Genomic DNA, 13301 nt, shown 5'->3' with positions numbered 1-13301 from the left:
CATCAGTCGTGCAAGGCAGGGACCTCCGGACGCCGACCTGGGCCGAACGGCCCTGGCGCGAGAGGCTCCCACGCGGTTCGAATGATCCGGTCAGGCCCACGTGTGGACGCGGGAGACGGAGAACCGTGAGTGACCCGACGATAAGGACACCTGCCATTGCCGACGACGACGGCCGGTCAGACACGTCGGAGGCACGCAGGAGTGTCGAGCTGGACGGCGGCGAGGCGCTGCGACTGCTGGGCAGCGTGTCCCTGGGACGGATCGTCTTCACCCGGCACGCGCTGCCGACCGTCCGCCCGGTCAACCACGTCCTGATCAACGGCGACATCGTCATCCGCACCCACGGTGACGCCACCCTGGCCCGGTACACCCGGCAGACCGGAGGTGAGGGGGCCGTCGTCGCCTACGAGGCCGACGACATCGACCCCGACACCCACCTGGGGTGGAGCGTCGTCGTCACGGGCTTTGCGCGGCTGGTCACGGACCCGCGGGAATTGGCTCGGTATCGGGCGTTGTTGCGTCCGTGGGTACCGCAGAGGATGGATCATGCCGTTCGCATCAGTCCCGATCTGATCACCGGGGTCCGCCTCACAGTCAACGGTCCGTCCCCGTCGGCCTGAACGACTTCAGTCGGGGACCACGGCGACCGGCGCGACCGCGTGCTGCAGGACGGTGTGGGCCGCCGGGCCGATGCGACCAGGGTCGGCACCGGTTGGCCGGCGATCCGCTTCGCACTCACCCGTACGCCGAGGCGGCGGGGGCCAGCCGAACGCTTACCTCGATCGGCAGCCGGGCGGACCGGTCCACTCCCGGCGGCGGAATCAGTTCGCCGACGAACGGCACCTATTCGTGGGGTTGTTGCTCCCCCGCATGCACGACTCGGAGACGAATCTCGTGCATGGCGGCCTCACGGGCGGCCCATTCCGACGCGTCCAGGCCTTCGTTCGAGCCGTCCGGACCGACGGTGACGGTACGCGCCATGAGCGAGCCTCTTTCCGGAACGTGCGTGATGACGTGGCAGCGGGCCGGTCATCCGTGTGGCACGACGACCACCGGGCAGTGCGCCCGGTGCAACAGTGTGTGGGCGACCGGACCCAGGCGCGGGCCGAGCAGGCTCGCCCGGCGGTGGGCGCCGATGACGACGACGGCAGCCTCCTGGGTCGCTGCCAGCAGTTCGCCCGCGGGAGTCGCACGGACCGCGAACGTTTCCACCATGACGTCGGGGTGCTGGTCCTGCATCTGAGTGAGGGCGTAGCGCGCCACGGCCTCCTCCGCTCGGGCTTCCCTGGCCGGCCGTTCCTGGCCCGGACTGCTCGCCGCCACCAGGGAGGGGAATGCGGGGGTGATGTGCCGATGACTCGGGCAGTGCACGACACGGAGCCTCGCATCGCGCCGCTCGGCCTCCTGGAAGGCGTACGCCACCGCCTGCTCGTCCGTGTCGTCCGCCAGGCCGAGCAGCACGTCCCGGCCGTCGTCACACGCGTGGTCCCCACGGACGACCAGGAGCGGTCCTTGCACGAGTCCGGCCAGCCTCAGGCTCACCGAACCGAACGCCGGGCCGACCAACGCGCCCAGGCCGCGTGTTCCCACGACGGTGAGGTCCGCGTCCGCGCTCTCGTGCATCAACGCACGCACCGCACCGCCCTCCGCCACAACGGTCTCCACGGGCAGCTCCGGATGCCGCGCATGTGTGCGTGACACGGCGTAGCCCAGGACCGGTGCGGCCTCGTCGCGGTCCGGAACCGCGGACAGCACACGCAGCGCGCTGCCATGCCGTACGGCCTCGGCCGCGGCCCAGTCCAACGCCCTTACGGAGATGAGAGAGCCGTCCACTCCGACGACTATGTGACGTGATGTCATGGCCGCACCTGCCCCTTCTTCGAGTGACCGTTCGGTGGAAGCGGTGCTCGACGCACACACCGGCCTCCACGGACGATGCTCCTCGTGCGCCACCGCCCCGGGCAGCAGCCGGGAGAACCCGCGGAATGGCCGAACGGCCCTTGTTTCAAAGGCCGTTCGGATTGCGCGAAGGCATGGCGATCAGGAGGGAAGGTCCACTCCGTACAGGGTGCGACCGCCGACGAGACCGCGTCCGCTGACCACCTCGGGGTCGATGCGCAGGAAGACCTCCTGCGACGCCGGAGCCCAGGAGCGCGGCCCGGTCCGCAGCAGCCGTGCGTGCTCGGCGGGGTCCCTCACGAGGGTCGCCGACCCCATGACCACGACGCTCCAGCCGGAGTGGGCGGCGGCGTCGATCTCGTCGGCCTCGAAGGCGACCGCGGCTCCGTCGATCGCGCTCACGAGTTCGGAGGAATCCTAGGTGCGCACCAGCACCGCGCCGTCGCCGTCGCCGTCCAGGCAGAAGTTGACCGGCAGAACAGCAGGCAACGCCTGCCACGTGTACACGATGCGCCCCACAGGCACGGTGGGCAGCAGACGCAGGCACTCCTGCCGATCGGGTTCGCGGAATCCGTCGTTGGCGTCCATCTGCCTTCTCGTCTCTCACCTGACATCGCGGTACTGGCACGGTCCATCGTCAAGCGGCACGGGTGTCCCCGGCCAGGGACCATCGGTCCCCGGCCTCCTGAGAAGGGACCTGCTCCACCCCTCGTGCGCGGCGCGGAAGACGGTCGTGTCCTCGACGACGCTGTAGTTCAGCCTGACCGTACCCACACTGGCGACATACCTGGACGCAGTCACCGCCGGCCCGCGCCCTGATCTGGTGCTCAGCCTGCGTCCCGTTTCCTTCGTCGACCGCGCCGGGCTGGGCGTACTGTGTCGCGCGCCGAACCGTGCGCGGGCCAGACGCGGCCGACTGCGACTGGTCACGGACAGCACTCGATCCCTGCGCATCCCCCGCTGCACGGGCCTGACCGGCTCCTTCGACAACCACCCCAAGTGGCCCGAGGGCTTGGCCGGTGCATCGACTGCCTGGCTCATCTTCGCTTCGGCCGGCTGAGTCGGCGCGAAGACGGGTCCGGTGCGCGCCAGCGCAGCCTACCGCGGGTCCTGACCTGGCGTGCGGCGTGGGGTGGCCGGTCCCTGCGGGCCGTATCCGAGGCGCATGAGCAGGTGCGGATGCGCGGTGCCGGGGGCGGCCAGCGCGTCACGCAGGTCTGCCCATTCGGCTGCCTGATGCATCAGAGACGCGCGCAGCCCGTGCGCCGTCGCGACGAGCCACACGTGTTCAAGAGCCTGTCCGGCGCGCAGCCAGTCGACTCGGCGGTCATGCTCGGTGGTCAGCAGGGCGATGACGGGGTTCGCCTCGAAGGGCCGCGCAAGCAGACGTTCGGGATGCCGCTGTGCCGTGAAGTCGCGCAGCGGGAGCCTCTCCCAGGCGTCCTGCGATCCCAGCGCCGTTCGCGGCAGACCTGTGTCGGGCGCCGGTTCCAGGTCCCGGTGCACCCAGCGGCGGCCCTCGGCCGCCCGGCGCACGTCGAGGCGGTTGCGTCGTTCGGCTTCGGCGGTCAGCCGCAGCATGTGGGTCACGTTCACCCCTTCGGAGAAGCGCAGCGATGCGCCTTCCGCTTGGGCCGCCGCACCGAGTTCTTCGCGCACAGCCGCGGAAAGTGGCCGACGCGTGAAAGGGAAACGGCTGCTGTGTCTGCGCCAGATCGCCTCGTAGAGATCCGCGTTCCGTTCCTCGCCCTCCCGGGCAGTGAGCCCCGAGGGTCGCACGGTGGCGAGCAGATCGGGGTCGTCGGGGCGGGGCAGCAGACGTGTGACAGGTGACCAACCGAAGTGGGCCAGCGCAACTCGCAGGTTGAACACGCAAGCCCCGACGGAAAGGAGCAGGGCCCGACCCGAGGGGTCCACGTGCCGCAGGCCCCTGTCGGGATCGGCACGCACCTCGAACGTCACTGTCTCGGAGTCCAGCCCGAAGCGCCATGGCTGGGTGTTGTGGATCGAGGGCGCTGCGACTGCGGCAGCGACACAGGTCGCCACGAGCGCGGCACCAAACGTTGTGCTCTCCATGATGTCCTCCTCACATAGAGACGTCGGACAACTGGCTCTGTTCTACGAGCATGGGCGCCACGCCTTGCCCCCGACAGGGGTCGAAAGGCCTGGGCAGGGCTCCGGAGGGGCCTCGTGACCTCTTGGGCTCAACTACCCTTCCCGACCGTGCTGGTTGGTACCGGGCGGCCCTGCGGCGGCGCCTGATCGGCCCCTGCCGCAGCACGGCCTCGACTGTCACCTTCGGAAGTGTCACCACGACGACGAGGAGGTGCGGACCGATGCCCAGTGGCAAGTACGCGAAGAAGCGGTTGTGGAGGTGGCGCAGCAACCCTCTGCGGCGACGCGACGACATCGTCGAGGCCTGGATCGTGCTGGCCGTGTGGACGGTCTTCGCCGTGGGCGGCGCCGTCGTCGGACTGGTGACCGCTCATGCCGCGGATGACGTGTTCGCACGGCAGCGAGCCGAGCGGCAGTCCGTCCGTGCCATGCTCCTGAGCGACGTCCCGCTCACCTCCACCGCGGCCGGTATCAGCTCCGATCGCCGGATGAGCACAGTTCGCTGGACGGCATCCGACAGCTCGACCCGCACGGGCCGGACCTTGGTGGACACCGGCCTCAAGGCCGGATCCAGGGTCACGGTCTGGCAGGACGGCCAAGGCCGTCTCACCACCGCGCCGCCGAGCTCCACGGAGGCGGCGATCGAGTCGGGCGTCCTGGGCACCGCGGCCGCGGCCGGACTTGCCGGCCTGGTGTTCGGTGCCGGGGCGCTCGCCCGGTGGCGGCTCGACCGACGCCGCGTCGACGAGTGGGGCAGGGAATGGGATCAGGTGGGACCACGATGGGGCCACAAGACCGGTTGAACGTACGACGGACTCCGGGCTCCAGACCGTAGAGCGGCTTGGAGCCTTCCGGCGTGCCCATGACCCGGACGGGCCGTTCGGCCCCTGCCATATCGCGACGGTGCGCGACAGGCTTGGCTGCGAAGGTGCGTGTCCCGCCGCGCCGGAAAGGCCGACCGCGATGGAACGAGTGATTCTCGCCTGTGCCGACACGTCGGCGCGGAGCCGTTCCGCGGTCGACTGGGCCAGGAGGGAGGCGCAACTGCACGGTCTGCCGATGCGTGTGGTCATCGGCTCACCTCCAGACCCGAGCCAGGCGAAAATGATCGTGTACGGCGTCCCTCACGAGGCCGACCCCACCGGCCGGCCGGTCGGCTCCCGAGTTCCGGCGGCCGACCGTCCGCTGGTTCTCGTCCCGGACGGAACCGCGCCCGTGCACCGTTCCGGAAGAGTCCTTCTCGGAACGGACGCCCGAAACCCTTCCGGCGGGACGATCGACTTCGCCTTCGACAGCGCGCGGGTGCGAGCTGCGCTCCTCCACGTCGTGCATGCCTGGTCGCTTCCGGCCTGTGCCGCCGAGTGGCCTTTCGGTGTGCCGGAGAGAGAGCGTGCGACCTGGGAGGACCACGAGGTGCAGCTCCTGGCCGACGTGCTGCGGCCATGGCGCGAGAAGTACCCGGAGGTGCCGGTGCTCGAAGACGTCGTGCTCCTCACTCCACCTCAAGCGCTCCTGCACCATGCCGAGAGCGCCACGCTGGTCGTGGTGGGCAGCAAGCCCGGTCATGAGTGGAGCAAGGTCGTGCGGGCCCTCCTGCGCGAGGCCTCCTGCCCCGTTGCCGTGGTACCGGACCGGACGGCGCCATGAGCTCGGCCCCGGGGCCCGGCTCTGGCCGGGCGCCGGGGCCGTCTGAAGGGCCCGAACAGCCCCTCTCCTTCTGCTACGCGTGCGTCAGTGCGCCTGCGATGTCTCCCGCCCATGCCTCGATCGCGTCGAAGTCGCGGAAGTCGCCCCCCTTGCCGGAGCGGAGGATCATCCCGGCCACCCATCCCTTGGCACCTTCCTCCAGGCATCCGCCGAAGGTGACGTGGTCCCGGACGTCCAGCCGGGTCATGTCCCGCTGCACGCCGCGCACGGGCGGGATGTCCCGCTCGGAGGCGGAGGGGTCGAGCGGTCCGCTGCTGAAGAACCACACGGGGCGCTCCGCGAGGAGGACTCGGTTGCGGCGGACGAACCGCCGCGCGTCCTTGTGCCAGCGCCCCGCGTAGAGTCCGCCGCCGACCACGACGGCGTCGTAGCGCGCCACGTTCGTCGCGGACCGGACCGGACGCGACTCGACGGCCAGTCCGGCCTGGCGCAGGATGTCGGTGACGGCTTGGGCGATCTCCGCCGTGGATCCGTTCGTCGTTCCGTAGGTGACCAACACGGTGTCGGTCATGGTGGTCCACCTCCTCTCACAGCCGGCGCAGCCAGTCGTCGGCCACGCCGCGCGCCGCCTGTGCCTGTTGCTCGGTGCGCAGGCGTGCGTCGTCCAGTCGGTAGGTGAGCTTGCCGACCACGTCGACCACGCCGTCGATCCGGCGGGTCATGGACAGAGCGATCTCCGTCTCGCTCTTGCGCTCCATGTGTCCGGTGAGCGTGACGACGCCCTCCGTCACGGAGACCTCGACACTGCGCGGCGGCAACCACAGCACGCGCACCAGGACTTCCTCGATCACCTCGTTGCGAATGTCCTGGTCGGGCCGCAGGAAGACCTGGAGGAGGTCGCGGCGCGTGACGATCCCTACGAGCCGGTCCTCCTCGTCCAGGACGGGGAGCCGTTCCACGCGCCGTTGCGCCATGGTGCGGGCGGCCTGGACGATGGTGTCGTCGGCGTGCACGGTCACGGGTGGCCGCGTCATCAGCTCTCCGGCCGTACGGGCCTTGCCCTTCGCGGTCCGGCGTTTGGCGCCGGGCGTCAGCTCGCCGAGCCTCGCGCGATGCTTGGTCTCGTACGGGTCGGGGGTGGTCGCCTGGTGCATCACCAGGTCCGTCTCGGACAGGACGCCGATGACCTTGTCGTCCTCGTCCAGCACCGGCAGTCCGCTGATCCGGTGGGTGGCGAGCAGCCGGGCCACCTCCTTGAACGGTGTGCCGTACTGGGCGCGGACGACGTCCGTGGTCATCACAGTGCCGACCTTGTCGTGCCTCATGGCCGTTTCCTCCTCAGCGCAGTCGGCGCAGGTACGGGTCCTGGGGGCGGCGTGGCAGCAGTCGTACCCGTGCGTCGAGCACGGTGACGCCGCCCGGTGTCGCCAGGACGGGGTTGAAGTCGGCCTCGGCGAGTTGCGGCAGGTCCGCCGCCATCCGGGACAACCGCAGGAGCAGCTGTTCCAGTTCCCCGAGGTCGACGGGGGTGTTTCCGTTCGCGCCCAGCAGCAGCGGGGCGCACCGCGGCGAGGTGATCAGTTCGTGGACGTCGCGGTCGGTCAGCGGGGCGAGGCGGGCCGCGTGGTCGGCGAGGACTTCGGTCGCGGTACCGCCGAGCCCGAACAGGACAAGCGGCCCGAAGACCTCGTCCTGGACGACACCGGCGAACAGTTCGGTGCCACGGGCGGCGAGAGGCTGCAGGAGCACGCCGGTCATGAGCCCGGCGAAGCGGGTCTCCAGGTCGCGGAAGGCGGCCCGGATCTGGGCGTCGCCGCGCAGGTCAAGATGGACGGCCCGCTGTTGGGACTTGTGCAGCAGCCCGGGCCAGTGGGCCTTCATCACCACGCGGCCGTCGTCGCCGCGCAACCGCTCGGCGGCGAGGACGGCGTCGTCCTCGCTCTCGGCCCAGACCCACGGGATCTGCGGGATGCCGTAGCAGGTCAGCAGATCGGCGCAGATCCGTGGGTCGAGCCAGCCGCCGTCGGGGTTCCCGGCCAGGTACTCCTCCACGACCGTTCGGGCCCGCTGGGCCTCGACGTCGTCGAGTCCGGGGACTACACCGACGGGCCGGGCGAGCCAGGCAGCACGCCGGGCGGCGTGGGCCATCGCACGGGCCGCCGCCTGGGGTTCGGCGTACGAGGGGATCGTGCCGCCGTCGGCGGCGGGCAGCAGCCGGACGGACGCGTCCTGCTCCAGACGTACGGCGAGCACGGGCCGCGCCCGCCGCCCGGGAGCCGCGGTGACGGCCCGGACCAGGTCGTCACCGGTGGCCGCCGCGACCGCCGTGGGCACGAGGGCCACGATCACGGCGTCGATGCCGGGGCACCGGGTGAGGCGGTCCACGCACTCCGTGAGCTGTTCCTCGGACACTGCGGCGGTGGCGTCGACCGGGTTGCCGATGGCGGCACCGTCCGGCAGCACCGCGAGCAGTTCGTCGGTCATGGCGGGGGTGAGCGGGGGAAGGGCGAGTCCCGCCTCCGCGCAGGCGTCGGCGGTGAGCACACCGACGCCGCCCGCGTTGGTGACGATCGCGACGCGGCTGCCCTCCGGCAGCGGCTGGGAATGGAGGAGGGCTGCTGTTTCGAGGAGTTCGCCGACCGAGCGGGTCGCGGTGATGCCGGCCTGGGTGAACAGCGCGCCGCGGGTCATGGTGCGGGTGGCGGCGGCCGCGGTGTGCGAGGCGGCCGCCTTGCGGCCCGCCTCGGTGCGGCCCGCGTCGACGGTCAGCACCGGGATGCGGCGCGTGACGCGCCGGGCGGTGCGGGAGAAGGCGCGCGGGTTGCCGAATGACTCCAGGTGCAGCAGGGCGAGTTCGGTGCGGCCCTCACTCTCCCACCACTGGAGCATGTCGTTGCCGCTGACGTCGTACTTGTCGCCGAGGGAGGCGAAGGACGACACGCCGATGCCCAACCGGGACAGTCCGTCGAGCAGCGCGATGCCGACCCCGCCGGACTGTACGGCGACGCCGGCCGTCCCGGGGCGCGGGTGCTCGGCGGCAAAGGTGGCGTCGAGGCTCAGCTCCGGGTCGGTGTTCGAGATGCCCAGGCAGTTGGGGCCGACGAGGCGCATGCCGTAGGTGCGGCAGGCGGTCAGCAGGGCCTCGGCCTGGATGTGGTCGAGGCCTGCGGTGACGACGACGAGGGCACGCGCTCCCGCCCTGCCGCACTCGTCGGCGACGGCCGGGACCGCGGCGGCCGGTACGGCGACGATCACGAGGTCGGGCGTCTTGGGCAGGGCCGCGACGGACGGGTGGGACGGCACTCCGAGAATCGACGTGACGCCGGGGTTCACGGCGAAGAGGCGCCGGGTGAAGCCGCCCGAGCGCAGGTGGTGCAGGATCGCCCGGCCGACCGAACCGGGCGTGCGTCCGGCGCCAACCACGGCGACGGCGTCAGGACGCAGCAGGGGCAGGAGGCTGGCCACGTCGGCGGAGCTGCCCCGGGCCTCGACGGCCGACAGGTAGGTGTCGTCCTGGTCGAGGTGGACGGTGCAGCGGACCTCCGGCCCCTCGAAGCGGCGGGAGGTGCGCAGGCCCAGGTCGGCGAAGAGGCGGAGCACCTCGTGGTTCTCGCCGAGCGCATCGGCCGTGAAGGTGGTGATGCCCTCCGTCCGCGCGGCCGAGACCAGGTGCTCGACGAGCAGGGTGCCCACGCCGCGGTGGTGCAGGCCGTCGGCGACGGCGATGGAGATCTCCGCATCGTCCTTCTCCCCGCCGGTGTCGTACTCGGCGAGTCCGATCACCCGGCCGTCCGTCTCCGCCAGCAGGGCCCGGTAGCCCGGGCGGGCCGGCGCGCAGGCCCGGTCGGCGGCCATGACGGCCGAGCGCCGGCTTGCGGCGAAGAACCGCAGGCGGAGGTTCTCCGGCGACATCTCCTCGTAGAGCCCCTGGAGTTGGTCGTGGTCACTCGGCAGCACCGGCCGTATGCACACGGTGGTGCCGTCCGCGAGCAGGGCGTGGACCGAGGGGCGGTCGATCAGGTCGTCCGTCATCGCAGGTCTCCTCCATGGCTTTCGATACTTCGATCGTCCGGCGGAGCGGAGGGGGAGCCCATGGGCTGTACGGGGCCGCCCCGGGGCCGGTCGGCCCTCCTGTGGCCGCCGACCGGCCCCGCTTCCGCCGTGACGACGAGCGGTCGGGACGCGTCAGTCGTCCGCGACCAGCGCCGTCAGGTCCAGGAGGCGGTTGGTGTACCCCCATTCGTTGTCGTACCAGCCGAAGACCTTGGCCAGCGTGCCGTTGGCCTGGGTGAGCGCCGGGTCGAAGATGCAGGAGGAGGGGTCGCCGATGACGTCGCGGGAGACGATCGGGGCCTTCGAGACACGCAGGATGCCGTTGAGCGGGCCGTCTGCGGCCGCCACGAACGCGGCATTGATCTCGTCCGCACTCGCCTCGCGGGTGAGGACGACGGCGAGGTCGGTGAGCGAGCCGTCCTCCACGGGCACCCGGACCGCGATCCCGTCCAGCGCGTCGGCCATCTCCGGCATCACCAGGCCCACGGCGCGGGCGGCTCCGGTACTGGTGGGGATGATGCTGAGGGCGGCCGAGCGGGCGCGGCGCAGGTCCTTGTGCGGGCCGTCGAGCAGGGACTGGTCGTTGGTGTAGCCGTGGATGGTGGTCATCACTCCGCGTTCGATGCCGAAGGCATCGTCGAGGACCTTGACCATCGGGGCGACGCAGTTGGTGGTGCAGGAGGCGGCGGAGACGATGCGGTCGTGGTGGCGGTCGTAGGTCCGGTCGTTGACGCCCATCACGATGGTGGCGTCCACGTCCTTGCCGGGCGCCGACAGCAGCACGGTGTGCGCTCCGCTCTTCAGGTGCAGGGCCGCAGAGTCGCGGTCGCGGAAACGCCCGGTGGACTCGATCACGACGCCGGCGCCGTAGTCGGCCCAGTGCAGGGCGGACGGGTCACGCTCGGCGGTGACGGCGATGCGCCGTCCGTCGACCGTGATGGAGCTGTCGTCGTGCTGGACATCTCGCCCGATACGGCCGAACGTCGAGTCGTACTCCAGCAGGTGGGCCAGGGTGGCGGGTGAGGTGATGTCGTTGATGGCGACCACCTCGACGTCCTGGGTGCCCTCCTCTGCGCGGTCGAGGGCGGCGCGCAGGTAGGTGCGGCCGATGCGGCCGAAGCCGTTGATGCCGACGCGTACGGTCATGGCAGTGAGTTCCTTCCGGGAGCGAGGGGCGAATCAGGGGTTCCAGGTCCAGTCGGCGACCTCGGGCAGGTCGGTGCCGTGCTCGCGGATCCAGGCCTGGTGGTGGGTGCGGGCGTCGGCCATCCGCTGGCGTACGGCGGCGGCGCGCACCGCGAGGCCGGGCACCCGGTCGATGACGTCCATGACCAGCCGGTAGCGGTCGAGGTCGTTGCGGACGACCATGTCGAACGGCGTGGTCGTCGTACCCGACTCCTTGTAGCCGCGCACGTGCAGGTTCTTGTGGCCGGTGCGACGGTAGGCGAGCCGGTGGATCAGCCACGGATAGCCGTGGTACGCGAAGATCACCGGCTTGTCGGTGGTGAACAGGCCGTCGTACTCGAAGTCGCTCATCCCGTGCGGGTGTTCCTCGCGCGGCAGCAGCCGCGTCATGTCGACCACGTTGACCACGCGGACGGCGAGCTCGGGCAGGTGCCGACGCAGCAACTGCGCGGCGGCCAGCACCTCCTGGGTGGGCACGTCACCGGCGCAGGCGAGGACGACGTCCGGCTCCCCGCCGTTCTCCGTTCCGGCCCACTCCCAGATCCCGGCGCCCCTGGCGCAGTGCGCGCGGGCCTGGTCCATGGAGAGCCAGTCGAAGCAGGGCTGCTTGCCCGCGACGACGACGTTGACGTAGTCGCGGCTGCGCAGCACGTGGTCCGCCACCGACAGCAGGGTGTTGGCGTCCGGCGGGAGGTAGACCCGCACGACTTCCGGGCTCTTGTTGAGGACGTGGTCGACGAATCCGGGGTCCTGGTGGGAGAAGCCGTTGTGGTCCTGGCGCCACACATGCGAGGTCAGAAGGTAGTTGAGGGAGGCGATGGGCGCGCGCCACGGCAACTCCCTCGACGTCTTCAGCCACTTGATGTGCTGGTTGACCATGGAGTCGACGATGTGCACGAACGCCTCGTAGCAGGAGAACAGACCGTGCCGGCCGGTGAGGGTGTAGCCTTCCAGCCAGCCCTGGCAGGTGTGTTCGGAGAGGATCTCCATCACCCGGCCGTGGTGTTCGAGGTGCTCGTCGACCGGCAGGCGTTCTGCCTGCCATGCCTTTCCACTGACGTCGAGGACGGCCTGGAGCCGGTTCGACGCGGTCTCGTCGGGGCCGACGAGGCGGAAGTCACGGCGTGCGCCCGTGTCCTTCATGACCCGGGCCAGGAGGTCTCCCAGGACGCGGGTCGGCTCGTGCAGTGTGGTGCCCGGCTTGTCGACGGGTACGGCGAAGTCGTCGAGCGGTGCGAGGGGCAGGTCGCGCACGAGCAGCCCGCCGTTGGCGTGCAGGGAGGCACCGAGCCGCTTGGCGCCGTCGGGGACGCAGGCAAGGACGTCGGCCACGGGACGGCCGTCGGGGCCGAAGAGCTCCTGAGGCTTGTACGAGCGCAGCCACGCCTCCAGCTGACGGAGGTGCTCGGGGTTCTCACGAACGCCGGCCAGCGGTACCTGATGTGCTCGCCAGGTGCCCTCGACAGGCTCGCCGTCCACCTCGGCGGGGCCGGTCCAGCCCTTCGGGGTGCGCAGCACGATCATCGGCCAGTGCACGCGCTCGGTGACGCCGTCCTCTCGGGCGGTCCGCTGCATCACGGCGATGCGGTCCAGGGCGTCGTCCATCGCCGCCGCCATGACCCGGTGCACCTGGAGCGGATCGTCGCCGGTCACGTGGATGGGATCGTGGCCGTATCCACGCAGCAGGTCGTCGAGTTCGGACTCCGGGAGGCGCGAAAGCACCGTCGGGTTGGCGATCTTGTAGCCGTTGAGATGCAGGATCGGCAGGACCGCACCGTCGTGCACCGGGTCGAGGAACTTGTTGGAGTGCCAGGACGCGGCCAGCGGACCGGTCTCCGCCTCACCGTCGCCGATCACACAGGTGACCAGCAGGCTCGGGTTGTCCAGCGCGGCGCCGTACGCGTGAGCCAGCGAGTAGCCGAGCTCACCGCCCTCGTGGATCGAGCCGGGCGTCTCCGGCGCCACATGGCTGGGCACCCCGCCGGGGAAGGAGAACTGCCGGAACAGCCGCGCCATGCCCTCCCCGTCCCGCGGCACGTCCGGGTAGGTGTCGCTGTAGCTTCCCTCCAGCCAGGAGTTGGCCAGGACGGAGGGCCCTCCGTGGCCCGGTCCCCATACGCACAGGGCGTCGATACCGCGCGCCTTGATCACCCGGTTGAGGTGGGTGTACACGAGGTTGAGGCCGGGTGAGGTGCCCCAGTGGCCGAGCAGACGCGGCTTGATGTGTTCGGGCCTCAGGGGCTCGGTCAGCAGCGGGTTGGACATCAGGTAGATCTGCCCGGCGGCCAGGTAGTTGGCGGCCCGCCAGTGCGCGTCCAGGGTGCGCAGCTCCTCGTCGGAAAGTACGGGGGCGTCCAGGTGTTCGACCTTGGGCATGAGGGACTCCGGAAGTCATCGGGCGG

The 13301-nt window shown here is 70.8% G+C and carries 12 protein-coding genes and 1 pseudogene; 4 read left to right on the top strand and 9 right to left on the bottom strand.

All coding sequences use genetic code 11. The annotated features are described in order from the left end of the window. The first annotated feature begins 155 nt into the window (after window positions 1–155). Window positions 156–620 (top strand): pyridoxamine 5'-phosphate oxidase family protein, encoded by a 465-nt coding sequence (locus tag ACWC24_RS34835; protein ID WP_450666924.1) that lies wholly within the window; start codon window positions 156–158, stop codon window positions 618–620. A 223-nt stretch (window positions 621–843) separates the two neighbouring features. Here the strand turns inward: ACWC24_RS34835 and ACWC24_RS34830 are convergent, their stop codons facing one another. The 3 genes and pseudogenes from ACWC24_RS34830 to ACWC24_RS34820 all read right to left on the bottom strand — a co-directional run bounded on the left by ACWC24_RS34830 (window position 844) and on the right by ACWC24_RS34820 (window position 2487). After that, window positions 844–981, bottom strand: coding sequence for a universal stress protein (locus tag ACWC24_RS34830; protein ID WP_450666896.1), 138 nt, complete (start codon window positions 979–981; stop codon window positions 844–846). A 48-nt stretch (window positions 982–1029) separates the two neighbouring features. Next, a complete protein-coding gene (locus ACWC24_RS34825) occupies window positions 1030–1860 on the bottom strand; it encodes a universal stress protein (protein WP_450666895.1) in 831 nt (276 codons plus the stop codon). Between the two features lie 180 nt (window positions 1861–2040). Beyond that, a pseudogene (locus ACWC24_RS34820) lies at window positions 2041–2487 on the bottom strand (pyridoxamine 5'-phosphate oxidase family protein). Window positions 2488–2659: 172 nt separating this feature from the next. On the opposite strand from ACWC24_RS34820, the gene ACWC24_RS34815 reads away from it, so the two are divergent. After that, window positions 2660–2959 (top strand): STAS domain-containing protein, encoded by a 300-nt coding sequence (locus tag ACWC24_RS34815; RefSeq protein WP_450666923.1) that lies wholly within the window; start codon window positions 2660–2662, stop codon window positions 2957–2959. A 38-nt stretch (window positions 2960–2997) separates the two neighbouring features. Here the strand turns inward: ACWC24_RS34815 and ACWC24_RS34810 are convergent, their stop codons facing one another. After that, the gene (locus ACWC24_RS34810; protein WP_450666894.1) at window positions 2998–3975 is read right to left on the bottom strand and encodes an Acg family FMN-binding oxidoreductase; all 978 of its coding nucleotides are present in this window, start codon (window positions 3973–3975) and stop codon (window positions 2998–3000) included. Between the two features lie 260 nt (window positions 3976–4235). On the opposite strand from ACWC24_RS34810, the gene ACWC24_RS34805 reads away from it, so the two are divergent. Together ACWC24_RS34805 and ACWC24_RS34800 are read left to right on the top strand one after the other, a co-directional pair. Continuing rightward, the gene (locus tag ACWC24_RS34805; protein ID WP_450666893.1) at window positions 4236–4817 is read left to right on the top strand and encodes an Rv1733c family protein; all 582 of its coding nucleotides are present in this window, start codon (window positions 4236–4238) and stop codon (window positions 4815–4817) included. A gap of 160 nt (window positions 4818–4977) precedes the next feature. Continuing rightward, a complete protein-coding gene (locus ACWC24_RS34800; RefSeq protein ID WP_450666892.1) occupies window positions 4978–5661 on the top strand; it encodes a universal stress protein in 684 nt (227 codons plus the stop codon). A 73-nt stretch (window positions 5662–5734) separates the two neighbouring features. Here the strand turns inward: ACWC24_RS34800 and ACWC24_RS34795 are convergent, their stop codons facing one another. The 5 genes from ACWC24_RS34795 to ACWC24_RS34775 all read right to left on the bottom strand — a co-directional run bounded on the left by ACWC24_RS34795 (window position 5735) and on the right by ACWC24_RS34775 (window position 13275). Beyond that, the gene (locus ACWC24_RS34795) at window positions 5735–6232 is read right to left on the bottom strand and encodes a flavodoxin domain-containing protein (protein WP_450666891.1); all 498 of its coding nucleotides are present in this window, start codon (window positions 6230–6232) and stop codon (window positions 5735–5737) included. Between the two features lie 16 nt (window positions 6233–6248). After that, the gene (locus ACWC24_RS34790) at window positions 6249–6986 is read right to left on the bottom strand and encodes a CBS domain-containing protein (protein ID WP_450666890.1); all 738 of its coding nucleotides are present in this window, start codon (window positions 6984–6986) and stop codon (window positions 6249–6251) included. A gap of 13 nt (window positions 6987–6999) precedes the next feature. Then, complete coding sequence (locus ACWC24_RS34785) at window positions 7000–9693, bottom strand: bifunctional acetate--CoA ligase family protein/GNAT family N-acetyltransferase (RefSeq protein WP_450666889.1); 2694 nt, start codon at window positions 9691–9693, stop codon at window positions 7000–7002. Window positions 9694–9846: 153 nt separating this feature from the next. Next, window positions 9847–10860, bottom strand: a complete 1014-nt coding sequence (gap, locus tag ACWC24_RS34780) for a type I glyceraldehyde-3-phosphate dehydrogenase (protein ID WP_450666888.1) — start codon at window positions 10858–10860, stop codon at window positions 9847–9849. Between the two features lie 33 nt (window positions 10861–10893). Continuing rightward, on the bottom strand, window positions 10894–13275 hold the full coding sequence (locus ACWC24_RS34775) for a phosphoketolase family protein (RefSeq protein ID WP_450666887.1): 2382 nt from the start codon (window positions 13273–13275) through the stop codon (window positions 10894–10896). Between the last annotated feature and the right edge of the window lie 26 nt (window positions 13276–13301).

This window comes from Streptomyces sp. NPDC001443, from assembly GCF_053597355.1.
The sequence above is the reverse complement of the archived record's forward strand: the minus strand, read 5'-3'. Positions and strand labels throughout refer to the sequence as shown.

Excerpts from the sequence above, each read along its gene's own strand:
- ACWC24_RS34830 (WP_450666896.1), bottom strand. The coding sequence starts at position 981 with ATGGCGCGTACCGTCACCGTCGGTCCGGACGGCTCGAACGAAGGCCTG.
- ACWC24_RS34825 (WP_450666895.1), bottom strand. The coding sequence starts at position 1,860 with ATGACATCACGTCACATAGTCGTCGGAGTGGACGGCTCTCTCATCTCC.
- ACWC24_RS34810 (WP_450666894.1), bottom strand. The coding sequence starts at position 3,975 with ATGGAGAGCACAACGTTTGGTGCCGCGCTCGTGGCGACCTGTGTCGCT.
- ACWC24_RS34805 (WP_450666893.1), top strand. The coding sequence starts at position 4,236 with ATGCCCAGTGGCAAGTACGCGAAGAAGCGGTTGTGGAGGTGGCGCAGC.
- ACWC24_RS34800 (WP_450666892.1), top strand. The coding sequence starts at position 4,978 with ATGGAACGAGTGATTCTCGCCTGTGCCGACACGTCGGCGCGGAGCCGT.
- ACWC24_RS34795 (WP_450666891.1), bottom strand. The coding sequence starts at position 6,232 with ATGACCGACACCGTGTTGGTCACCTACGGAACGACGAACGGATCCACG.
- ACWC24_RS34790 (WP_450666890.1), bottom strand. The coding sequence starts at position 6,986 with ATGAGGCACGACAAGGTCGGCACTGTGATGACCACGGACGTCGTCCGC.
- ACWC24_RS34785 (WP_450666889.1), bottom strand. The coding sequence starts at position 9,693 with ATGACGGACGACCTGATCGACCGCCCCTCGGTCCACGCCCTGCTCGCG.
- gap (WP_450666888.1), bottom strand. The coding sequence starts at position 10,860 with ATGACCGTACGCGTCGGCATCAACGGCTTCGGCCGCATCGGCCGCACC.
- ACWC24_RS34775 (WP_450666887.1), bottom strand. The coding sequence starts at position 13,275 with ATGCCCAAGGTCGAACACCTGGACGCCCCCGTACTTTCCGACGAGGAG.